Source organism: Psychrobacter sp. FME5 (assembly GCF_014861375.1).
GTDB lineage: Bacteria > Pseudomonadota > Gammaproteobacteria > Pseudomonadales > Moraxellaceae > Psychrobacter.
Genome location: NZ_RRYX01000004.1, coordinates 63,693 through 86,502, shown reverse-complemented (window position 1 = coordinate 86,502; position 22,810 = coordinate 63,693). Strand labels below are relative to the sequence as shown.

Annotated in this window: 20 protein-coding genes; 7 read left to right on the top strand and 13 right to left on the bottom strand. The window is 42.9% G+C overall.

Annotation, left to right across the window (positions count from 1 at the left end):
* Nucleotides 1-78: 78 nt before the first annotated feature.
* From EI161_RS01580 to EI161_RS01570, 3 genes are all read left to right on the top strand, one after another.
* Nucleotides 79-570, top strand: coding sequence for an RICIN domain-containing protein (locus tag EI161_RS01580; RefSeq protein ID WP_318779355.1), 492 nt, complete (start codon nt 79-81; stop codon nt 568-570).
* A gap of 402 nt (nt 571-972) precedes the next feature.
* A complete protein-coding gene (locus tag EI161_RS01575; protein ID WP_225735174.1) occupies nt 973-2,583 on the top strand; it encodes a DUF2254 domain-containing protein in 1,611 nt (536 codons plus the stop codon).
* A gap of 136 nt (nt 2,584-2,719) precedes the next feature.
* On the top strand, nt 2,720-3,994 hold the full coding sequence (locus tag EI161_RS01570; RefSeq protein WP_192528828.1) for a cation:proton antiporter: 1,275 nt from the start codon (nt 2,720-2,722) through the stop codon (nt 3,992-3,994).
* 246 nt (nt 3,995-4,240) lie between these two features.
* On the opposite strand, the gene EI161_RS01565 is transcribed toward EI161_RS01570, so the two are convergent.
* The 3 genes from EI161_RS01565 to EI161_RS01555 all read right to left on the bottom strand — a co-directional run bounded on the left by EI161_RS01565 (nt 4,241) and on the right by EI161_RS01555 (nt 7,136).
* Nucleotides 4,241-4,744: a DUF2127 domain-containing protein gene (locus tag EI161_RS01565; protein ID WP_413038492.1), complete on the bottom strand. Its 504-nt coding sequence runs from the start codon at nt 4,742-4,744 to the stop codon at nt 4,241-4,243.
* Nucleotides 4,745-4,778: 34 nt separating this feature from the next.
* Complete coding sequence (locus EI161_RS01560) at nt 4,779-5,990, bottom strand: dihydroorotase (RefSeq protein ID WP_192528826.1); 1,212 nt, start codon at nt 5,988-5,990, stop codon at nt 4,779-4,781.
* Nucleotides 5,991-6,062: 72 nt separating this feature from the next.
* Nucleotides 6,063-7,136, bottom strand: coding sequence for an aspartate carbamoyltransferase catalytic subunit (locus EI161_RS01555; protein ID WP_192528825.1), 1,074 nt, complete (start codon nt 7,134-7,136; stop codon nt 6,063-6,065).
* 392 nt (nt 7,137-7,528) lie between these two features.
* On the opposite strand from EI161_RS01555, the gene EI161_RS01550 reads away from it, so the two are divergent.
* Both EI161_RS01550 and EI161_RS01545 read left to right on the top strand, forming a co-directional pair.
* Nucleotides 7,529-8,512 (top strand): class 1 fructose-bisphosphatase, encoded by a 984-nt coding sequence (locus EI161_RS01550; protein WP_192528824.1) that lies wholly within the window; start codon nt 7,529-7,531, stop codon nt 8,510-8,512.
* Nucleotides 8,513-8,614: 102 nt separating this feature from the next.
* A complete protein-coding gene (locus tag EI161_RS01545) occupies nt 8,615-9,412 on the top strand; it encodes a TrmH family RNA methyltransferase (RefSeq protein ID WP_192523687.1) in 798 nt (265 codons plus the stop codon).
* 222 nt (nt 9,413-9,634) lie between these two features.
* Here EI161_RS01545 and EI161_RS01540 read toward each other — a convergent pair whose 3' ends face one another.
* The 8 genes from EI161_RS01540 to EI161_RS01505 all read right to left on the bottom strand — a co-directional run bounded on the left by EI161_RS01540 (nt 9,635) and on the right by EI161_RS01505 (nt 17,519).
* Nucleotides 9,635-10,567, bottom strand: coding sequence for an electron transfer flavoprotein subunit alpha/FixB family protein (locus EI161_RS01540; protein ID WP_192523686.1), 933 nt, complete (start codon nt 10,565-10,567; stop codon nt 9,635-9,637).
* 130 nt (nt 10,568-10,697) lie between these two features.
* Nucleotides 10,698-11,447: an electron transfer flavoprotein subunit beta/FixA family protein gene (locus EI161_RS01535; RefSeq protein WP_192523685.1), complete on the bottom strand. Its 750-nt coding sequence runs from the start codon at nt 11,445-11,447 to the stop codon at nt 10,698-10,700.
* Between the two features lie 486 nt (nt 11,448-11,933).
* Nucleotides 11,934-12,494: a DUF421 domain-containing protein gene (locus tag EI161_RS01530; protein WP_192523684.1), complete on the bottom strand. Its 561-nt coding sequence runs from the start codon at nt 12,492-12,494 to the stop codon at nt 11,934-11,936.
* 334 nt (nt 12,495-12,828) lie between these two features.
* Entirely contained in the window at nt 12,829-13,041 is a 213-nt protein-coding gene (locus EI161_RS01525) for a cold-shock protein (RefSeq protein ID WP_057758834.1), read from the bottom strand.
* 376 nt (nt 13,042-13,417) lie between these two features.
* Complete coding sequence (locus EI161_RS01520) at nt 13,418-13,843, bottom strand: hypothetical protein (protein WP_192523683.1); 426 nt, start codon at nt 13,841-13,843, stop codon at nt 13,418-13,420.
* Between the two features lie 276 nt (nt 13,844-14,119).
* Nucleotides 14,120-15,136, bottom strand: coding sequence for a ketol-acid reductoisomerase (gene ilvC / locus EI161_RS01515; RefSeq protein ID WP_192523682.1), 1,017 nt, complete (start codon nt 15,134-15,136; stop codon nt 14,120-14,122).
* A 173-nt stretch (nt 15,137-15,309) separates the two neighbouring features.
* A complete protein-coding gene (gene ilvN, locus EI161_RS01510; RefSeq protein ID WP_192523681.1) occupies nt 15,310-15,807 on the bottom strand; it encodes an acetolactate synthase small subunit in 498 nt (165 codons plus the stop codon).
* Nucleotides 15,807-17,519 (bottom strand): acetolactate synthase 3 large subunit, encoded by a 1,713-nt coding sequence (locus EI161_RS01505; protein WP_225735175.1) that lies wholly within the window; start codon nt 17,517-17,519, stop codon nt 15,807-15,809. Before EI161_RS01505 ends, ilvN begins: the two co-directional genes overlap by 1 nt.
* A gap of 972 nt (nt 17,520-18,491) precedes the next feature.
* Between EI161_RS01505 and EI161_RS01500 the strand changes: the two genes are divergently transcribed.
* The gene (locus EI161_RS01500) at nt 18,492-18,995 is read left to right on the top strand and encodes a DUF4124 domain-containing protein (protein ID WP_192523679.1); all 504 of its coding nucleotides are present in this window, start codon (nt 18,492-18,494) and stop codon (nt 18,993-18,995) included.
* Between the two features lie 6 nt (nt 18,996-19,001).
* Here EI161_RS01500 and EI161_RS01495 read toward each other — a convergent pair whose 3' ends face one another.
* Nucleotides 19,002-20,762 (bottom strand): NAD(P)H-hydrate dehydratase, encoded by a 1,761-nt coding sequence (locus tag EI161_RS01495; protein ID WP_192528823.1) that lies wholly within the window; start codon nt 20,760-20,762, stop codon nt 19,002-19,004.
* Nucleotides 20,763-20,957: 195 nt separating this feature from the next.
* On the opposite strand from EI161_RS01495, the gene queG reads away from it, so the two are divergent.
* Nucleotides 20,958-22,157 carry a tRNA epoxyqueuosine(34) reductase QueG gene (gene queG, locus EI161_RS01490; protein WP_192528822.1) on the top strand — a complete coding sequence of 400 codons (1,200 nt, stop codon included), beginning with the start codon at nt 20,958-20,960 and terminating at the stop codon, nt 22,155-22,157.
* Nucleotides 22,158-22,271: 114 nt separating this feature from the next.
* Here queG and lysM read toward each other — a convergent pair whose 3' ends face one another.
* The gene (gene lysM, locus EI161_RS01485; RefSeq protein ID WP_192523676.1) at nt 22,272-22,781 is read right to left on the bottom strand and encodes a peptidoglycan-binding protein LysM; all 510 of its coding nucleotides are present in this window, start codon (nt 22,779-22,781) and stop codon (nt 22,272-22,274) included.
* Nucleotides 22,782-22,810 lie beyond the last annotated feature (29 nt).

The following is a 22,810-nucleotide window of genomic DNA, read 5'->3' as shown; positions in this document are numbered from 1 at the left end:
TAGAATTAGTATAGCTTATTTTAAAATATCTCTGCTAATTGATGACACGCCCTAGAAGATGGCAAGCTAAATAGCTTTATTAGCGGTCCAAGTGGTTGTACTGGTGATGACTCTGAACAGTGGGTTTATGATGTTAAAGGTAAAATCCATAGTAAAATGGCATTGGATCAGTGCTTAACGCAGCAGAGCGCTTGGGTGGTTTTGGGTGCTTGTAGTATGGACTCACCAGCGCAAGTTTGGGAGATGCACGGTGCCGACCAAATAAAACAAGGCGGCAAATGCTTTGATTTGCGAACGGGTCATTTAGTCAATAACCGCGGAAGCTTGATTACTTACAACTGTAACGGTGGTTGGAATCAGAAATGGACGACGCTGACTAAAAATCCAAGCTTTATCTTAGCAACTGCTGGTAACAATCTACCTTTAATTGTGGATAGTCTGCAAAAAGAACCAGTAACGATGGATAATTTGCAAACGCGGTCATTAAGTATGGACAGTACAGAAGAGCCGTCAGTACTAGAGAAAGTAAGCACCGCGATAAGTACTTGGATTGAGGATCTGGTCAGTTAACAGATAGTCGCGGAAGCTTGATTACTTACTATTTTAATAAAATCTTGGCAAAATAGTTATCTGACAATCTACTATAAAAAAACAACTGTATAAATAAGCCCCTATTAATAGGGGCTTATTTTTTGCTAAATTTTTAATCGCTGCAAATTATATGCTAAGGTAATTTACTATTAAGGGCTTTATTAGTCAAAGCGCATCGATGCTTTTCATTATCAGTTCACTATAGTCAGTGAGAAGTAATATCGCTACATCACGTACTGCAGGTACCGTTTTTTCTTGCTTGCTGTGCCTGTGCAGACAGAGGCTGCAAAAAAACTATACCCGCAGTATCGTAGCGTTTTTAAAGTATTTTAACTATAGAACCATATAATAAAACTTAGGTTATTTTTGGAGCACATAACGTTGGATAATTCCCCTGAAAATGGCTTAATTAAACGACTATTTACAGTCATTGCGCAAGGAATGAAGCAGTTTATTCAGTTATGGTCGCTACAGACACTGACAGACCTGCCCGACCGTCTGAGGAATTTGTGGCAGCAGCTCATTGGTTCTTATTGGTTTATTCCAACAACTTGTGTCATCGCCGGTATATTGCTCGCGCCTTTATTGGTCACTATCGATCAACACTTTGACCGTGAAACAGTCAGAGAGATTACCTTTGCTTTTACGGGTGATGACGAGGCTGCCCGCGCCATTATGACCTCGATTGCAGGCGCAGTACTCGGCGTCGCTGGTACCACCTTTTCTATTACTATCGCTGTACTGTCGATGGCCTCCTCACAATTTGGCCCACGATTATTGCGCAATTTTTTGACCGACACCCCAAACCAATTTGTATTGGGCGCGTTCATTGGTACTTTTAGCTATAGTTTATTGGTTTTAAAATCCATCCATAAATATGACGTCGCTTTCGGTGTACCGCAGCTCGCAGTGACTTTTGCTATTATAATGGCCATTGTCTGTGCGCTTTTGCTGGTCTACTTTGTACAGCATATGGTGCATGCCATACAGGCATCACATGTGATTCAAGGTGCCAGCAATGATGCTATCAAAAACATTCACTACTGGTATAAGGATCATTGCGATATTCAACATCAACGTGATATTGAACATCATGATATCGAGCAGTTTCAGAATTGGCCTGCGACGCCCATTTATCCCCCAAAATCAGGCTACTTACAGCAAATTTATCTCGAATCTCTGGCGACACTGACACAAGATTATGGCGGTGTGGTGCAGATGCGTATCAACCTCGGTAACTACGTTACGGACAAAAACGTCATTGGTTATTTTTACCAGCGCCCAGTAGTTCATCCAACCAATCAGCAAAAAACAGCCACGCCACATTTAGCTGTGATACCACGCGCACCTGATGGCATGTTTTGGCAGCGCTTTGCTGGCTGCATACGTATCGAGCAACGATTGGCGCATTCTGATGATATTGCCTATAGCTTAGGACAAATGACTGAGATTGCCGTGCGAGCCTTGTCTCCTGGTATTAATGACCCAAAAACAGCGGTCAACTGCGTACAGTCACTGACCAGCTGCTTAAGTATCATGATGCGTCGTCAGCCTCCCAGCCCCTATCATTTCTATATACCAGCACAAGATAATGATGTTACACCCAAACTTGAGTCGAAACAGCAGCGACTGGCCATATTGGCCGTGGTCACCCACACACCTAAAATATCTGATTTTCTCAACACATCACTTGGCGAAATACGTCGTTATGCAGCGGCTGATTTGATGGTGTTAAAGGCTTTATGTCAGGCAATAGTCGATCTCAATTATGCCCACATAAATAGTGCACAGCAGCAAACGCTGTTGCATGAATTAAAACTGATTGAGCGTGCTGGGGAAGACAATCTAAGCTATCAAGAATTGGTCGATGATTTAGTAGCCATGTGCCAACAAGCACAGAAATTTATTCTCAGTAATGACGCTCAGCATCGATATTTTAATTACGTTAGTGAGTTTGACGCTCATATCGCTCAAGCATTACAAACCCAATAAACATAAACCCTATTACACCCATTATTTGATATAGGTATATCTTATAAAGACCAAAAAATAACTAAAATCAAACCTATTTAGTCTCTATAAGCGCTAAGCTTAGAGCAATTTCCCATACTCACCTGAGACCCTTTTCATGACCCCTACAAGCAGCCTGACTATACTCGAAATCAGCGCCATATTTTTATCTATCACTGCCTTACTGACTTATATTAACCATCGTTTTATTGGTCTACCGACCACGATTGGCGTAATGGTTATCTCCATTTTATTGTCTATTGGCGCCATATTTCTGGGTTTTTTAGGGTTCGATGAGCTTATTGATTATGAAGTTAGCTTGTTGGCGCAGCTTGATTTCACTGAAGTATTATTAGACGGCATGCTTTCTATGTTGCTGTTTGCTGGTGCTTTACACGTCAACATTGGTGATCTAAAACGTTATCAGCTGCCCATAGGTATTCTTGCCTGCATTGGCACCATTGTCTCTGCGTTGCTTATCGCGACCGCAATTTATTTTATGCTGCCATTGTTCGGCTTTGGTTTGCCATTTCTGTGGTGCTTATTGTTTGGGGCTCTGATATCACCGACTGACCCCATTGCTGTGATGGGCATTCTCTCATCCGCAGGTGCCCCAAAAAGTATCGAAACCGTCATCGCCGGAGAGTCTTTATTCAACGATGGTATCGGTGTGGTTATTTTTGTAATCTTACTTGGTATTTTATCGAGTGGTGATATCCCGACTGCCAATTATGTGGCGCATACGCTAGCGGTCGAAGCCGGTGGCGGCATTGTTTTTGGTTTTGTACTCGGTGCGATTTTATATTACATGCTAAAAAGTATCGACAGTTATCAAGAAGAGGTACTCTTAACCCTAGCAGGCGTGATAGGTGGTTATGCGCTGGCCAGCCATTGGCATTTATCAGGTCCACTGGCGATGGTGATGATGGGCTTGATGGTAGGTAATCGCGGGCGGGAGCTGGCGATGAGCGATAAAACTCGCCACTATATTGATTTATTTTGGGAATTAATCGATGAAATCTTAAACGCCATTTTATTTGTATTAATCGGCCTAGAAGTGGTGATGATTGCTTACTCAGGCAATTTATTTATCGCCGCTGGCTTAACGATTGTTATCGCCTTACTCGCTCGATTTATTGTCGTCGGTATGACCACCAAAACCTTCCATCGCCAGCTTGATTTGCCAACAGGCGCATGGAAAGTGCTGACATGGGGCGGATTACGCGGTGGCATCTCGGTTGCCCTGGTATTACAATTACCAATAGGCACCGAGCGCGATATTTTATTGGCATTGACTTATGCTGTGGTAATATTCTCTATCTTGGTACAAGGTTTAAGCGTTGGCAAAGTGGCCAAAAGTATTCGCACTGATGAAAATACAGCAAAGCTATAGTTAATATATCTTAAAAAGGATACAGTGCTGCTAGAATAGATTTTTTGTAGCCTTTGTCTGCATAGGCACCGCAAGCAAGAAAAATGTATTGCAGCAGTACGTCATAATATTTATATTTCTTTTATTTAGGACTTGGGCGTGTCCTAATTATAGTTTAAATCAAGTCGTTTTATTAAAAGAAAAGCCTGCATAAGATAGTATTCTTACGCTGGCTTTTTCATGTATATTCAATTCTTTTAATAATCGTTATATCAGACCCTTCCGTTTCATATTACGATAAACCACAATGACGATAAAAATGTTCGAGACCAGTATTCCAAGTTTAAACCAGTCAAACGGGCTAGCAAAAAGATAATAGAGCTCGATAGGGATAAACACCCCATAACCCAGCACACCAAACCAATAGGCCCATGTTTTATCTTGCCACAAGCCATAGGCTTCAAGAAAGCGTAGACTGGCATAAGCGCATATTAATAATAAAAATACTGGCCAGTTTCTGCTTGCCTGCTGGGCGATGCGTACTGCGCTATCAACTTGCGCTGCCAACAGCTGACTGAAGTATTGTTGCCAAGAGGCGGTGGCAGTAGCGATCCAGTGCTCAAGATCGCCATGCCACGACCACAAAGCCACTGCCCCTAATACCGCGCCTAGCCCTTTGACCACCTCATAGATTGCTACCGCTTTGATAGACTCACTGGAAGTACTGTGCAGTTTGTCTTTTTGGCTTATGTCAGCACTATTATCCTGCATATCTGACGGCAGACTGTCATCCTGTTTGGGCAATTTAGCCAAAGAACGTCTCCACAACGCGACCCTGTAGTTGCTGGTTAAAGAACGGCGTGTTTTTGCCATTCGACAGCATTGTTTCGGTGGTCACCTGCCATTCAAGGTTGGGATCAACCAATATTGCACCACCGATACTTTCGTATTGCTCGTCAATACCAGCGATTTTTGCAGGGTTAAGGCAGATTTTATCAACCAGCTGCTCTAAGGTTAATACCTCATCTTGCACCAGCTGACACGCCAGCGCCATAAAGGTATCAAAGTTTGAGATACCGGGAGTACTCTCAGCAAACGGTGCTTTTTTAGCCGTGCTATTTAGTGGCTCATGATGACTGCAAATCGCATCGATAGTGCCGTCTTTTAGACCACGGCGAATCGCTTGCTGATCAGTATTACTACGTAGTGGCGGTAACACATAAGCTTGGGCATCAAAGCCTTCTAGGTTGTCATCGGTCAAATACAACTGATGCATCGCCACATCACAAGTCACGGGCAAACCTTTATCTTTGGCCCAGCGCATCAGCTCGATTGAAGACTTGCACGATAATTGACTAAAATGAGCAGCGATACCCGTCTCTTCTACCATTAACAACTGGGTAGATAAAGCGACCGTTTCGGCAATCCAAGGAATACCTTGCAAGCCATGATAGGAGGCAATATAGCCTTCGTGCGCTACCCCATCTCCAGACAAACTTGGCTCATCAGGATAAAAGAATACTTTCATGCCAAAAGTCGCGGCGTACTCTAGTGTGCGCAGGAGTACCAAATCATTCTTAAAAGGTCTACGAGCGTTAGAGACAGCGATACAGCCGCCTTTTTTAAGCCCTGCAATATTAGATGGGCACTCGCCTTCTAGCCCAGCAGTCAATGCGCCTAAAATATGCAGATAAATACCGCCATCATCAAGCGCGCGCTCACGCAAGCCTTTTAATAATGAGCCATTTTCCAAGATAGGATTGGTGTCAGGTGGCGTCACCACATGCAAAAAGCCATTGGCACGAGCAGCACGCCCTTCTGACTCCAACGTACCATGCTGCTGTTGTCCCGGTTCACGCAAGCGGGCGCACAAGTCAATCAATGGGGGCAGCAACCACCTCTCTCGCCCTGCTTCGAGATTAGCCAGTTTGTCAGTTACTGTACTTGGCAATGCATTTTGAAATATTTTTGGTAGGCAGTTAAGTAGCGTGGCGTCAGTGTTTATCAGAGTGGTCATGAGCGTTGTTACCGTATTAATAAAATGGGATAAATAAGAATGAAGTAGGCTAGCAAAATATTAGCTCAGCTATTAATGACCAGCTGCTTGATGCGCGCGTTGACCTTCCATTGCCAGTGCCAGCACCGCCATACGAATAGCAATGCCGTTATTTACTTGTTTTAAAATCACAGATTGGGTGCCATCGGCAACGCTGGAGGCAATCTCAACCCCACGGTTCATCGGCCCTGGATGCATAATTAGCGCATCAGGCTTCGCCAATGCCACGCGCTCTGGCGTAATGCCATAGTGTTTATAATATTCACTCGATGATGCCAATAGTGGTGAGCCGATACGCTCGTTTTGTATTCTTAACCCCATAATGACATCACAGTCAGTCACACATTCATTCATATTTTCATAAACTTGCACACCAAAGCGCTCAATACCTTTAGGTAATAACGTGCGCGGCGCACAGACACGAATGTCTTTAACCCCTAATGTTTGCAGCGCACTGATATCAGAACGAGCTACCCGAGAGTGCTTGATATCGCCAATGATAGCTACCGATAACTCCTCAAAAGGACGCGGTGCTTCACGGTGAATGGTCAGCATATCCAGCATACCCTGAGTCGGATGTGCGTGCCAGCCATCACCGCCATTAATAATAGCAATGTCAGGGGTAACTTCTGTTGCCATAAAATGAGCCGCGCCTGATGCGGAATGCCGCACCACAAAAATATCTGCGGTCATGGCTTGCAAATTCCATAACGTATCGCGCAAGCTCTCCCCTTTTTTGGTACTGGAGCGTTCGATATCGATATTGAGTACATTGGCGCCCAAACGCTTTTCTGCTACTTCGAATGTGGTACGCGTACGAGTCGACGGCTCAAAAAACAAATTCATCACCGTGTAGCCTTCAAGTTCAGGGCGGTTGATAAGCTGGCCATTCTCATCAAAAAATGTCTCGGCTTTGGCAATAATCGCTTGCAGCTGTGCTTTGTTAAGGCCTTCTACGCCCAGAAAATGACGAATCGTACCATCATTATTGAGCTGTGGACGACTTAACGATGTATCGAGCTTTTGATGAATAACATTGGGATCAAGTTTTGTATAATCAGTCGGTGAGATTGTATCTGTTGAACGGCTATCGATAGGTTTTGACATAATGACCTGTCTGTATTTTAAGTTTGTATGAGTCTATATTAATCATTTATTCATCTTTATTCGAGCATTTATAGCAGATGCGCACAGATACGAGGACATTTTGGCGCTTATTTGCTACAATTTACCCCATGCCAAATAGACTCGGTAGTCCTGTTGGATAATACCCATCCATTTTGAGCACCACCATCAAAAATCAGCCCTTTAAAACATCAATGAATAATAATAGCGATAGTGTAGCTGATTTTATGGTCAGGACAAAGATGCCATACAGGCTATTTAAAAATTTGCCCGTTTAAGATGGTTTAATGCTCTTTACTCCTTTTCTCTGATTATTACCTATTCCTCTACTTTCAGTACCATTTATCTATCCATGTCATTTATTAGGAAGCACTATGACGACCTTAGCAAATTATCTAAATAGCCATGCAACCAGTCCTGCGCTCAACGATGTCATTACGACCGTCACTGACGTCGGTAAAACCATCTCACAACTACTCAGAAAAGGGGCTCTAGCAGATATCCTTGGCGAAGCGGGCAATCAAAATGTACAAGGTGAAGACCAAAAAAAACTAGACGTGCTGTCTAATGACTTACTATTAGAGGCTTTAGCAAACAATACGCATTGTGCAGGTGTTGCTTCAGAAGAACTCGATAATGCGACCCCAGCCAATGCTGATGGCAGTCTCTTGGTGTTATTTGATCCCCTTGATGGCTCATCCAATATCGATATCAACATGGCCGTTGGCACTATCTTCTCCATTCTACCGTATCAGCGCCAAGGTCAAGTTAGTGAAAACAGTGATTTTTTACAGGCGGGCAATCAACAACAAGCAGCGGGCTATTTATTATACGGCACCTCTACCGTACTAGCACTGACCATCACTGATAGCGTGGTTATGTTCAGCTTAGACCCAGATACGAACGAGTATGTGCTGATAAAAGACAATGTGCAAATCGACGCCGATACCAGCGAATATGCCATCAATGCCTCAAATTATCGCTACTGGCGCGCGCCAATGCAACAGTATATCGACGAGCTCATCGCAGGCGAGACAGGGGTGCGTGGTCGAGACTTCAATACTCGCTGGGTAGCTGCAATGGTCGGTGACGTGCATCGCATTTTATGTCGCGGTGGCCTCTTCACTTATCCGTTTGATACCAAGTATGCCAATAAAGCGGGCAAGCTTCGCCTGATGTATGAAGCCAACCCCATGAGTTTACTCATCGAGCGCGCGAGCGGCGGCGCAACGGATGCGGTCAATCGTATCTTAGATATAGAGCCAACCGATATTCATCAACGTGTGCCTGTGGTGCTGGGTAGCAGAAACGAAGTCGATTATGTTAAAAAACTACATTTAGCTCACGCTGAAAAATAAACCCTCCTATCTACTGTGATAATGACCCGCACAACGCCAAGTATATAATAAGCTTTATGTGGGTCATTTAAACTCTTAATATTTTTCTCTAAGCGATCCATTATGGTAGCAAATCCCACCGAGCTTATTACCTCAGATAAGAATACAACGGTCAAGCTAGTCAAAGCACTATTGACGCAAGCCCGCCAGCGCAAAAAACACGAACAAACGGTAATCGAGGGCGTCCATCTTATCGATGCAGCGCTACGTAGTGATTATCCGTTCGTGCAGATACTGCTTGCAGAGGCAGCTCAGCAGCATCCCGAAGTTCAGCAAATCTTATCTCGCCTGCCAACTTATACACCGATTTTGATTTTGACCGACGCGCTTTATGCAAGCATCCGTAGTTTGGGAACTGGTATTGATATCATGGCAATCCTTAAGGTGCCAACGCCTAGTTTATCAATGATAAATAATGACTGCCTGATTCTCAATGATGTGCAAGACAGTGGCAATGTCGGTACGCTATTACGTACCGCCGCAGCCGTTGGTATCCAAAACATACTTTGTACCAGTGCCACGGCGCAAGCTTGGTCACCGAAGACATTGCGTGCGGGCATGGGAGCGCAGTTTGCGTTAACTATATATGAAGGTTTAGAGGTACAAGATATTTTAAACCATGTGCAAACGCCGCTATTTGCGACCAGCTCACATACCGATACGGTCATTTATCAGCATGATCTGAAGCAGCCAGTCGCTTGGATTATGGGTCATGAAGGTCAAGGAGTTTGTGACGAGCTAATGCAATGCGCTACCCCTATCGCCCTGCCACAACCAAATGGTCAAGAAAGCCTTAATGTCGCGATTGCAGGCTCGCTATGCTTATATGAGACGCTACGCCAAAGAAGCTATAGTCAGTGAGAAGTAATATCGCTACATCATGTACTGCAGGTACCGTTTTTTCTTGCTTGTTGTGCCTATGCAGACAGAGGCTGCAAAAAAACTATACCCGCAGTATCGTAGCGTTTTTAAAGTATTTTAACTATATAGCTAATACCGCCAACTAAATCAGCACTATTTTTATATAAAAAAGCCCGCTATCAACAATAGCGGGCTTTTTCTATTTCATTTTAATAAAAGCAATTAAACCTTGCTGGTTAGCTCAGGCAGCGCTTCAAACAAATCAGCTTCTAAGAAGTAATCCGCAACACTAGCGATTGGTGCTTCTGGGTCATTGTTGATAGCAACGATGACTTTAGAATCTTTCATGCCCGCTAAATGCTGAATGGCACCTGAGATACCAGCAGCGATATACAAATCTGGCGCTACGATCTTACCTGTTTGTCCGACTTGCATATCGTTTGGCACATAGCCAGCATCCACTGCCGCGCGTGATGCACCAACTGCTGCACCCAATTTATCAGCTAGTGGATCGATATATTTAGTAAAGTTCTCACCGTTTGCTAAAGCGCGGCCACCAGATATAACGATTGACGCTGAGGTTAATTCAGGACGGTCAGATTTGGCCATCTCTTCATTAACAAAGCTTGATTTGCCAAGCTCTTGCACATTGTCGATTGTTTCGACAGTGGCTGAACCACCCTCGCTTGCTACTGGATCAAAAGCAGTAGTACGTACGGTTAGTACCACTTTATCTTCTGATGTTTTTACCGTTGCGGTCGCATTACCCGCATAGATAGGACGCTCAAACGTTTGAGTGTCTACTACAGCAGAGATTTCTGACAGCATACTGACATCAAGCAAAGCGGCGACACGTGGCATAAAGTTTTTACCAGTGGTCGTTGCGGCAGCGATGATATGGCTATAGTCACCCGCAATATCAGCGACCAATAATGCCACGTTGCCTGCCAACTGATGCTCATAAGCAGCATTGTCTGCTAACAGTACTTTGCTCACGCCTTCCGCTTTTGCTGCTTCATCAGCGACTGCTTGGTTACCACTACCAGCGACTAACACATGGACGTCATCACCCATTTGTTTCGCAGCAGCGATGGTGTTCAAAGTTGCCTTTTTTAGACTGGCATTGTCGTGTTCTGCATATACCAAAATTGCCATTGTTTTAATCCTTTATTTGTTCGTATTATCTATTCATGCGGTTGTTTGTGTACAAGGTCAATTTTTCAGCCAACATTGAATCAACCGACTGAGATATATAACCTTGTACATGATATGCCATAGCGAAGTATTAGATTACTTTTGCTTCGTTCTTTAGCTTATCAACCAACTCGTCCACTGAACCTACTGTAATACCAGCTTTGCGTTCAGCAGGTGGCATAACTTTAATAATCTCTTGCTTAGAGGCCATATCAACACCAAAATCAGCTGGCGTTTTTTCATCAAGCGGTTTCTTCTTCGCTTTCATGATGTTAGGCAATTTAGCATAACGTGGCTCATTCAGACGTAAATCAGTCGTGATAACCGCTGGTAAATCAAGGGCAACAGTTTGTAAGCCGCCATCGATTTCGCGAGTCACATTGACTTTATCGCCTTCAACTTTCACTTCTGATGCAAACGTGCCCTGACCGATACCCATCAATGCTGCTAGCATTTGACCGGTTTGGTTATTATCGTCATCAATCGCTTGCTTACCTAATAAGATAATATCGGTAGACTCAGCTTCAGCGACATTCTTAAGTATTTTAGCGACTTGTAATGGATAAGGCTTATCGTCAGTCAATACTAATACACCGCGATCAGCGCCCAATGCTAACGCCGCACGAATTTGTTCTTGCGACTCTTTTGGACCAATTGATGCGACGATGATTTCATCAATCACGCCCGCCTCTTTTAGACGAACCGCTTCTTCTACGGCGATCTCATCAAAAGGGTTGATTGACATTTTAGTGTTAGATAAGTCTACGCCAGAGTTATCAGCTTTTACACGAACTTTTACGTTGTAATCAATGACACGCTTGACCGCTACTAATGCTTTCATACGTTCCTCGTTTATTAATGTTATGAATTAAAAATTGTCAGTTAAGAAATTATCGATTAAGAACCAAAGGTTTATTGTTTCTCAAGTTGTGGTTCAAATTGTCGTTCAAAATGCTACTTAGGGTTGTTACTGCAGCAGCAGAAAATCGTTAATATCAAGCAAAATAAAATAACACCAAAAACATAGTGATATTATATGCTCTATTAATACTACCTGCTAAAGCTAAGCCAACCGTTATTATCAGACCCATATATCTTGCGTGAGCACAGACATAAGGTCAAGACAACGCCGTGAATAATGCGTCATAAATTTGTCACCATTCCATAATAAATAGTTTATAAGCGCGCAATTTTGCACTTTACGCTTACTATTATTACTGACCTTCTACTCTTTTATAGCACGCTTAGCCCTTTGCGCACTTAATACCTTGTTATTATTTATCTCTTTGAGTATATTTAAGTAAAGTGTTTGAGCCATATTATAATACTATGATGCGCTGTTATTGGGCGTAATCAGCAGCTCGCTATCCCGTATATCATCGAATAAAGACCAGTCTGGCGTTACGCCGTCACTTTTTAGAACGCTCATATCACCAGTGGTTTCCATAATTACGGCAAACACTTCAGCTTTAGATTTGATACCGTTCTTGCGCAGCACTTCTTGCACATCACTGGTACTCAAATTAGCCTCTTTTAAATTATCCCAAAGATACTCACCGTGTGCCATCAGTATTATGGCCTGATTGTCTATCAAAGACTTAAATGGCTTAACTTTACGTCTAATAATCGAAATAACACCCTGAATCACAAACAGCACAGCAACAGCAAATAAACCTTGAGATAAGGAAGGGGTATCTGACAGTACCGTGGAAGCCAGTATGCTACCAATACCGACAGTCATCGCAAAGTCATGACTTGAGAGCTTAGAGAAGCTGCGCAACCCCATCAGGCGTGTGAACACCATCAAACCCAGATAAAACCCTATGGCAGATAAAGAAATCCCTAGCACTTGCTGCGAATCAATCGAAAACCATGTCTCCCACTGCATAAAGTGACCTTACTTTGCTACGTCTTTATTGAATGAATAAACTTATACCAAACCCAAAAAGTAAGATTAGCTGCGTCAAACTCGTTTAGTCTACAAAGCGTAGTACTTACACTCGTTTTCCTTGCCACTCTAATTTTTGTGAATAGTATTATATGCTTCCTTCTCTCAACGAAAGATGAAAGGGCATAAAAAAAGCAACCTGATGAGAGGTTGCTTTTTTTTAAAGTCGAAACAGTATTTTTATTGTTTTAACAAACAAAGTAATCAATGCGTATTAATAATCTGACTATTATTAAGTTAACTGAAAAATCAGCTTCCTTAATATTAAGTGAGATTAGATAGCTTCGATTTGCTCAGCTTGTGGGCCTTTTTTGCCATCACCTAAGATGAAAGACACTTTTTGGCCTTCGGCTAGGGTTTTGAAACCGTTACCTTGGATAGCGCTGTAGTGAGCAAATACGTCTTGTCCGCCATTGTCTTGAGCGATAAAACCAAAACCTTTAGCTTCATTAAACCACTTTACAGTGCCTTCAACTTTATCTGACATAAATTTTCCTAACTCTTTAACTGTTGGCGAGACGTGTGTCATCACCGATTAATTGATATATACCCAAATAAACTTCTGCTAAAAGCAACAATCAAAATTGTTAAATTACCTTGCGGAATCCTTAATATTTTGACCTAAATCTTTCGGGTACAAGCTGATTATAGCAGCTTTTGATAAGTGCAACAGGGTAAATTGATGATTTTTGTAAACAGTTAAAAGTATTTTTATAAGTGGACAAAGTAAACAAATAAGCCGTCAATACATTGATATAAAAGATGTTTTTATCAGCTTAGATTTTTTCTAAATATAAAGAGAAGGGTCTAGCTAATAAACAATGCTACTAAATAACTCTAATTAGCTATTACTTACAAACTGCTTATTGAGCGATTGGTAACCACGGTGCACTTAATACCAATAAACACAGCGCAAAAAATATCAACGAAAATGACTGGCTATAGGCAATATATTTAGGGGGTATCACCAAATCTTTAGGAGAGTCTGGAATACCTTTGCGTTTTAACAGTCGCGTGCCATATATCCAACCAAAAGTGGTGTAAATACCATAGGCAGCAGGTACTGTGACCGCCAGCGGTGTCAGGTCAAGCACATATAACATGACGACAGAAATAAAGAACCAGAGCGTATCTAGAAGAGAGCTGACTTTGAAGAATTTAGATTGGGGTAGTTTGCCATCGGTTTTTTTGAGCATCTCCCCTTCTATCCATATTAAAACGGCCACCACAGCGCTAAGAGTAATATACACGAATTGCGGCGTTAGCCAGTCAGGATAAGATATTTGCACAACACACAACCTGTAATCTAAAAAAAGAAGATGGGAGCATCATTTGTACTGATGGTTTAACAATACGCGAGAATAACGCCAACTGCTTTTTTGCGTAAACCGTTAATGAATACAATGACGCCTGCCTATATTGGGTAGCTATTATTGATTTTCAACCCGAATAGACAGCCAATGACGAAAACACTTATCAAATATCGTCCATGAAAAATCCCACGCTATCGTATGATAACGCGGGATTTTTTTGGACTAACTAAGTTTATATGGTTCAATATCGACTTAGTTTTTGTCTTTATCGATGATTTTGTTACCACCAATCCAAGGCATCATGCCACGTAGCTTGGCACCAGTCAGTTCGATGTCATGCTCAGCGTTGTTACGACGACGCGCCGTCATTGATGGATAGTTGGTTGCGCCTTCAGAGATGAACATCTTCGCGTACTCACCAGATTGAATACGTTTTAGGGCATTGCGCATGGCTTCGCGTGACTGCTCGTTGATGACCTCAGGACCAGTCACATATTCGCCGTACTCAGCGTTGTTACTGATTGAGTAGTTCATGTCAGCGATACCGCCTTCATACATCAAGTCAACAATAAGCTTTAGCTCATGTAGGCACTCAAAGTAAGCCATTTCTGGGGCATAGCCTGCTTCTGTTAGCGTCTCAAAGCCCATTTTTACCAGCTCTACTGCGCCGCCACAAAGAACTGCTTGCTCACCAAATAGATCCGTTTCTGTTTCATCTTTAAAGGTAGTTTCGATAATACCTGAACGACCACCACCAACACCAGCCGCATACGATAGCGCCAATTGCTTGGCTTGACCTGATGCATCTTGATAGATGGCGATCAAATCTGGAATACCACCGCCTTTAGTGAACTCTGAGCGAACCGTGTGACCCGGTGCTTTTGGGGCAACCATGATGACGTCAAGGTCGCTACGCGGCTCTACTTGGTTGTAGTGAATGGCAAAACCATGAGCGAAAGCCAAGGTAGCACCTTGCTTGATATTCGGCTCAATCACGTCACTATAAAGCTCTTTTTGGAACTCATCAGGCGTTAAAATCATGATGACATCAGCGGCTTTTACCGCTTCTTCTACTTCAGCAACTTTTAGACCAGCGTTTTCAGCTTTCTTCCATGAGCCTGAGTTGGCACGTAGACCAACGGTGACGTCGACGTCTGAATCTTGTAGGTTCAGCGCGTGCGCATGGCCTTGTGAACCATAACCGATAATAGCAACTTTTTTGCCTTGGATAATTGATAGATCACAATCTTTATCATAAAAAACGTTCATAAATAGAGTCCTTTTCCTGAATCATGGCGTGCCATGGATAAATAAACACTCAGATTACAGTCACTGTACTAAAGTGACTGGCAAAATAAGCGCTATGTTAAGTTTTGAATAAATAGTTTTGAATACAATATGTGCAAATACTTGATATACAAATAACTGTGTAATGAACGCTGTTATAAGCTTAGCGTTTTATCACCGCGGGCGATACCAATCACGCCTGAGCGTACTACTTCCATAATACGTTCACGACCAATCACATCGATAAATCCATCAAGCTTGGCTTTGTCACCAACGATTTGGATGGTATATAAATTAGAATTTACGTCAACGATTTGTGCACGGAAAATATCTGCACTACGTTTAATCTCTTCACGTACGCCACCGGTAGCCCGTACTTTTATAAGCATCAGTTCACGCTCGACGTGTACGTTCTCTGTTAGGTTTAGCACTTTAACCACTTCAATCAATTTATGCAATTGCTTGGTGATTTGCTCAATCCTTTCAGGCGAGGTAATGGTGGTTACCGTCAAACGTGAAATGCTTGGATCATCGGTAGGTGCGACGTTTAAGGTTTCGATATTGTAGCCACGCTGTGAGAACAAGCCGACTAGCCGCGACAACGAACCCGCTTCGTTTTCCATCAATACCGAAATCAGATGTTGTTGTTGCATTAGGTACGCTCCCCTTTTGTTAACCACATATCACGCATTGCTTGTCCAGCGATTTGCATTGGATACACATGCTCGTTACGATCGACATAAACATCGATAAATACTAGCTTATCTTTCATCGCCATGGCTTCAGCCAACTGTGCTTCCATGGTTGCAGGATCAGTAATCTTGATGCCAACATGACCATAGCTTTCGGCCAATTTTACAAAGTCTGGTAAAGAATTCATATAAGACTGGGCATGACGACCTTCATACAGCATATCTTGCCACTGCTTGACCATACCCAACTGCGCGTTGTTGAGGTTCAAAATCTTGACAGGCAAATTATATTGCAAGCACGTTGACAGCTCTTGAATATTCATCTGAATAGAGCCTTCACCGGTAATACAAACCACATCGCGCTCAGGATTGGCAAGTTTTGCTGCCATTGCATACGGCAAGCCAACACCCATAGTGCCCAAACCACCTGAGTTCAACCATTGACCCGGCTCATTATAAGTATAATAAAGAGCGGCAAACATCTGATGCTGACCGACGTCGCTGGTGATGATAGCATTACTATTAGTCACTTTATCTAAGGCTTGTACGACCGCTTGTGGCTTGATGCCATTGTCGGTACTGGTATCATAACGCAGGCCATGACGCTTACGCCACTCTTCAATCTGCGACCACCAATCAAGCAGTGCATGTTGATCGAGCGCTTTATCGGTACTGATAATATCTAACATGTCTGTCAATACTGACTTCACATCGCCTACGATAGGAATATGGGCAAAAACAGTTTTTGAGATAGAGGTAGGGTCAATATCGATATGGATAATGGTCGCATTAGGACAGAATTTTTTGACGTTATTGGTCACGCGGTCATCAAAACGCGCACCGACTGCCAAAATAACGTCGGCATGGTGCATACTCATATTGGCTTCATAGGTGCCATGCATACCGAGCATACCCAAGAACTGGCCATCAGAACCAGGGAAGGTACCTAATCCCATTAGGGTGTTGGTCACTGGCAAGTTCAAGCGATGGGCAAGCTCAGTAAGCTCTTCATGCGCCTTACTCCAAATCACACCGCCACCAGCGTAGATCACAGGACGTTGAGCGGCCAATAAAGTCTCCACCGCTTTTTTAATTTGACCGCTATGACCTTTTAATGACGGCTGATATGAGCGTATAAACACCTCTTCAGGATACTCATAAGCGAATTTTTCGCTTGGCGCAGTCATATCTTTTGGTATATCGATAACCACAGGGCCTGGGCGTCCAGATTGGGCAATAGAGAAGGCTTTTTTGACGATTGCAGGGATTTCGCTGGCATGGCGAACTTGAAAACTGTGTTTAACGATAGGCCGTGATACGCCGACCATATCCGTTTCTTGGAAAGCATCTTCACCGATTAGGCTACTCGGCACCTGACCCGAGATTACCACCATCGGTACTGAGTCCATAAATGCCGTGGCGATAGCAGTCACGGTATTGGTTGCTCCAGGACCTGATGTTGCCAAAACAACACCGGTATTACCCGTCACGCGTGAATAAGCATCTGCCATATGACCCGCAGCTTGTTCGTGGCGCACGAGAATGTGCTCAATATTTTCTTGCTGAAACAAAGCATCATAGATATGAAGAACGGCACCGCCTGGGTAGCCAAAAATATATTTGACCCCTTCATCAGTCAGTGATTGCACCAACATCTCAGCACCCGATAGCATCACCGGTTGCTCATTACCTTCAGCAAGGCGTTGTTGCTTTTCTTCAAAATTTTTGGCGGCATTACCCGTTTGGGTATGTCCAGTCATGTTTGGACTTTGCGTGGTTTGCGTCACTGTCATCACCTTTTTTTATGGCAAGGAATCGCACTATCTGATAAAAGAAAACAACGGTATTCATGCATAGTTGTTTGTCTCATCAAAATGACTGCTAATCCTTGTCCCTATCAAGAATGTGTGCCCACTATATCTGAGCCGTGCTGCTTTATCAGACAGCATACCACTCAAACATAGCAAATATATGCAAGGTCAGCTTTGTGACAGGAGTTTATCGATATACAGTGACAAGATGCGAATGCATCTTTAAAAGAAGCTTATTATTTGTAGTGAATACCAGCTTGCGGCTATAATAAAATAAATAGAAAAGCACAGAATGTTAAAACAAAATCTCAAAGCTAATATCACGTTATTTGATCGCAAAATCACATAACCTGCTTAACGAGCAAATGTTACCAACACCCATGACACTCTATCTTATAACAGCAAAGTCTTACGAAACACATTAATAATAAGTTTATATTAGTCATTGTAGACGGATAAGTCCGGAGACAATAAATGCAGATTTTATAGCTAACGTAGTAATGACTATTTAATCTAGATTATTGTCACAAAGAAAATAAAACTAAGCAAGCTACTGATAAGCAACCCGTAGTCCTCATTTTCAAGTGCCACGGCAATATCATAAAAGCCGCTCACTGACCAATCAACTGCTATTATATTCGATGGTTTGTGAGCTATTGTCAAGAAAAACTTCTAAAGCCCACCCCTAACTATTGGTTATTAAACAATATGCATTCATAAGGTTTATTTGCTAGAATCAAACAACAATGTATTTATATTGTAATCGAGTGCATTAACCATTATCCTTAACCTATTTATACACATATTTTTTTACTCATTAAGAGGATTTTTACCATGGCATATGCGTCTACAATAAACACCGCTGCCAAATTACTTATTAGTATGGGTACTGCGTGTATGCTAATGCTATCAATGAATGCCAGCCATGCTGTTCAAGTTTATAAGTCTATCGGTGCGCACGGCGAAGTGAAATATAGCCAACATTCTCCGCAAAATGGCAGAAATATTGAGCTGATAGAATTCCGTAGTGATGGCAGACAGAGCAGCGCAGGACAACTGGCGGGTAAAACCGACCCCAATCAAAACAGCAATGCGCCAAGTGCCGAAGAACAGCGGGTCGCACAGCTAGAAGCACGTATTAAAGATCAAGAAACACAAGCAAACGCCCAACGTTGCCAGTCACTACGTAATAACCTGACCAACTTGAATGTTGGTGGCCGTATCTATGAAATGGATGCCAATGGCAAACGTGAGTATCTGGATGGCCGCGAAATTGAGCTTAAGCGTGAGCGTGTGCAGCAAGCCATCAATCAATACTGTAATGGCACTACGACCTAGCCCGACCTAACCGTCATCAGTGATTAGTTGCAACACATGACGTATGGCTACTGGCATATCCTGAGCTTGTAGCCCGCGTTGACCGATTAAAAGCGTGTCATTGTCGCTATTATTGATTTGATTGACTAGCGTATCTCCAGCCAATCCATGAACAACAACCGCTTGGTGCAAACTGCGCGGTTGTTGTTCTAAATCCTGCTGAGCCAATAAGCCAGCAACCACACCCGATAACACGTCGCCCATGCCAGCCGTCGCCATGCCAGCATTGCCCACTCCGCATACATAGATATGCTGCTGTGCTGTTTTCTGCTCCAAAATTAGCGACCCTGCACCCTTTAATACCCAATCACCGCCATAAGTAGTCGCACACTGCTTTATCGCTGCCAACCTGTCGGCTTCCACCTCTTGTACTTTTTTATCGAGCAACCTAGCGGCCTCACCACTATGCGGTGTCAAACGAACCTGATACTCAGCACTGTATTCTTTTAGTTGTGCTATTAGTTTATGACCAGCCCTCTGCAATGACGCCAAATGATAGAGACCATCGGCATCGATAACTATTGGTTTTTTCTCTGCTATGGCAGTTTGTACATAGCTGATAAATAATGCTTCTGCCTTTTTGTCACGTCCAAGCCCCATGCCGATAGCCACCACACTGGCTTCCCTAATCAAATTCTTTACGCCATTCTGGTCATGTAAATTGATGGTCATTGCATCCGGTAGTGAAGTTAATAGCGCTCCATGAAAAGCTTCATGGCAAGCAACGGTGATTTTACCCGCTCCTGCTGCCATCGCACTTGATGCAGAGAGTATCGCTGCGCCGCCCATACCTTGTGAGCCATCGACACGATTGCCCCCGATGACCAACACATGACCATAGCTGCCTTTATAGCTGTTTTGGCGACGCGGGTTTAAACCATGCGCTGTATTAATCAGGGTAGCAACTGGTAGTAACGGCTTACTATTTACCTGATAAGGTATCAGCGGTATATCAATCACCGCACCGCTATAATCCATGCCATCCTTCGTATGCAGTCCGAATTTACGAGCAATCAAGCACAAAGTCACGTCAGCCTGTATTGCCACACGATCGAACACCTCTCCAGTTGAAGCAACCAACCCACTCGGAATATCAACGGCAATGGCCAATGAATGACGTTGTTGAGATACCTTATTAAACGCGCAAATTGCTAATTTATAAATACCAACAGGGGCGCGATCTAGTCCAATACCGAATAATGCATCGATATAGATATCAACTTGCGAGTAGTTATCTACTTGTTTGTCCTGACTATAAGCACTATCTTCAAAACGTTGATAGTCGCAGTCAGCAGATAGCGCTACTTGTAAAGCCTTTTCTGCATCAGATGTAGGCCCGTTTTTATGAGCATCATTCGTGCTATTACCTATCTCAAAATCGCGATTATCAAAACCGACAGTAACTATTTCCACCTGCCAGCCCATTTGCTGCAAATAATAAGCAATCAGCCAACCATCACCGCCATTATTACCTTTAGCAACCCAAACACTAGCTCGACGTTGACAAATATGACGACGATAAACGTTGTTTTTAAAAGAGGCATTGGTGTGTGGTTGCTCAGAAAACTGCTCAATATATCGCGACATGTGCCAAGCCGCTTGCTTCATTAAGCTAAAGCTGTCATTACCTTGAGCAAACCACGTCTGCTCCATCGTATAGAGCTGCTCGCTGCTATACAGCGCGACAGGTATGGTTGGTTTCGCTAATAAATAGGCTGGTACTTGCATGGCTAATCCTTTAGTATTTTTATTGGCGTGTTATATATAATTTTAAAATCTGATTATTTCTCAATCATATTAGCTTAGCAAAAGCTTACTTTGACTTATGTATCAATATGAATGCAGTTTTATTGGATTTGACCCTTGCGCTCTTGGCTCACTGGCTTATCATAACGGTATTCTCATTAACGCTTACTGTCATACATGAATAATAATTCTCAAACAAACTTACCCAATTCACCAGACGGCGTGCATCAAAATAAGATTGCCGTTAATGGCATCCTAACGTTTGCAACCACAGCAGACGTCAAGCAATGGATTAAGAACCAAGCACAAGCCTTAGGGTTTGCTGACTGTGGTTTCTTATCCGTACATCACCCTTTATTTATTAAGCAAACAGAACACTTAAAAAAATGGTTAGCCAAAGGTTATGAAGGGCAATTGCAATTTATGCACAACAATCACCATCTGCGCGCCAACCCTGAACAACTGGTAGAAGGCGCAAAAACCATCATCAGCGTACGCATGGACTATTTAACCCAAGCACCAACACCGCGCGCTGTTACAGATAATGATTACCCTAACCAAGGCATCATTGCGCGATATGCCAGAGGGCGTGATTATCATAAAACCATGCGCAGTCGCCTGAAGAAACTGGCATTAACAATCGAAGCCATGCTTCCTGAGTGGCAACATCTAGATATTGGCACTGAAACGGACTTTATCTTTAGACCGTTCAGTGACTCAGCGCCTATCTTTGAGCGGCCTATTGCTGATGCGGCTGGTCTTGGCTGGACAGGAAAGCACACATTGCTAATAAACAAGCAAGCGGGTTCATTTTTTGTCCTTGGCGAGCTATTTATGAGTCTTGAGCTACCAGATGATGAGCCCGTTAAGGAACATTGTGGCAGTTGCAGCGCTTGTATCGATATCTGCCCTACTCAAGCAATTATCGCACCCTATGAGCTCGATGCGTCGGCCTGTATCTCTTACCTCACTATCGAACACGATGGCAGTATTGATACCAAATACCGCCGTGCGATTGGCAATCGTATCTTTGGTTGTGACGACTGCCAACTCATCTGTCCGTGGAATCGCTATGCCAATATCACGCCTGTAGAAGACTTTTCCCCACGGCATAACCTTGATAACAGCAGTTTGCTAGAATTATGGCAATGGCAAGAAGTTGAATTTATGAAAAAAACCGAAGGCAGCCCACTCAGACGCACCGGTTATGTGAATTTTTTACGCAATATTGCCATTGGACTTGGCAACGCCAGTGCTAGTGAGGAAACAATTGACCAACTGCGATTAAAACTAGGCATACATAACGAGATGCTTGATGAGCATATTAACTGGGCAATAACGGAGCAGCTCGATAAACTAAAGATTCTTAAGTCATAGCATGATGTTTATAAAATAAAAAAGCCTCTTATATATAAGAGGCTTTTTTATCAATGCATATTTTAAATAATGAGGGGTTTAGAGGCTTATATTTCTATACGTTCAAAAGCAATACTATGGCTTAGGAATACGTAATACTTGACCAGGATAGATCTTATCGGGGCTTGATAGCATTGGTTTATTGGCCTCAAATATTTTTGTATAATCATTTGCTGACCCATAAACTTCCTGAGCGATCTTAGACAAGTTGTCACCAGACTTTACCGTATACATGGTAGATTCAGGTGCATCTTCTTCAATATCGATATTATCGATTACTTTAGCAACGTTCTGCACGTTACCAATTGCGATAATCGCTTTTTCGCGATCTGCCTGGGTTTTAGCCTTACCGCTAATTTCTGCGGTATCTGTTGAGCCGTTGTATTTGATTTTTAGCTCACTAATATCCAAATTTTGCTGCTGAATGCGGCGAAGTAAGATATTGGCTACTGACTGCGCTGAAGGCTCACTACTTGGTGCTGGCGTATTGGCATCTGCTTTCGTCTCTGATTTTGCATCATGTTTGGCATCATCACGATTGAAAATTTTCTCACCGATGTCTTTTGCAAAGCTAAACATACCCATATAATTGCTCCTTAAACTATTGTTATTTA

Excerpts from the sequence above, each read along its gene's own strand:
- EI161_RS01570 (WP_192528828.1), top strand. The coding sequence starts at position 2,720 with ATGACCCCTACAAGCAGCCTGACTATACTCGAAATCAGCGCCATATTT.
- EI161_RS01565 (WP_413038492.1), bottom strand. The coding sequence starts at position 4,744 with ATGCAGGATAATAGTGCTGACATAAGCCAAAAAGACAAACTGCACAGT.
- EI161_RS01560 (WP_192528826.1), bottom strand. The coding sequence starts at position 5,990 with ATGACCACTCTGATAAACACTGACGCCACGCTACTTAACTGCCTACCA.
- EI161_RS01555 (WP_192528825.1), bottom strand. The coding sequence starts at position 7,136 with ATGTCAAAACCTATCGATAGCCGTTCAACAGATACAATCTCACCGACT.
- EI161_RS01550 (WP_192528824.1), top strand. The coding sequence starts at position 7,529 with ATGACGACCTTAGCAAATTATCTAAATAGCCATGCAACCAGTCCTGCG.
- EI161_RS01545 (WP_192523687.1), top strand. The coding sequence starts at position 8,615 with ATGGTAGCAAATCCCACCGAGCTTATTACCTCAGATAAGAATACAACG.
- EI161_RS01540 (WP_192523686.1), bottom strand. The coding sequence starts at position 10,567 with ATGGCAATTTTGGTATATGCAGAACACGACAATGCCAGTCTAAAAAAG.
- EI161_RS01535 (WP_192523685.1), bottom strand. The coding sequence starts at position 11,447 with ATGAAAGCATTAGTAGCGGTCAAGCGTGTCATTGATTACAACGTAAAA.
- EI161_RS01530 (WP_192523684.1), bottom strand. The coding sequence starts at position 12,494 with ATGCAGTGGGAGACATGGTTTTCGATTGATTCGCAGCAAGTGCTAGGG.
- EI161_RS01525 (WP_057758834.1), bottom strand. The coding sequence starts at position 13,041 with ATGTCAGATAAAGTTGAAGGCACTGTAAAGTGGTTTAATGAAGCTAAA.
- ilvC (WP_192523682.1), bottom strand. The coding sequence starts at position 15,136 with ATGAACGTTTTTTATGATAAAGATTGTGATCTATCAATTATCCAAGGC.
- ilvN (WP_192523681.1), bottom strand. The coding sequence starts at position 15,807 with ATGCAACAACAACATCTGATTTCGGTATTGATGGAAAACGAAGCGGGT.
- EI161_RS01505 (WP_225735175.1), bottom strand. The coding sequence starts at position 17,519 with ATGCTATCGGGTGCTGAGATGTTGGTGCAATCACTGACTGATGAAGGG.
- EI161_RS01500 (WP_192523679.1), top strand. The coding sequence starts at position 18,492 with ATGGCATATGCGTCTACAATAAACACCGCTGCCAAATTACTTATTAGT.
- EI161_RS01495 (WP_192528823.1), bottom strand. The coding sequence starts at position 20,762 with ATGCAAGTACCAGCCTATTTATTAGCGAAACCAACCATACCTGTCGCG.
- queG (WP_192528822.1), top strand. The coding sequence starts at position 20,958 with ATGAATAATAATTCTCAAACAAACTTACCCAATTCACCAGACGGCGTG.
- lysM (WP_192523676.1), bottom strand. The coding sequence starts at position 22,781 with ATGGGTATGTTTAGCTTTGCAAAAGACATCGGTGAGAAAATTTTCAAT.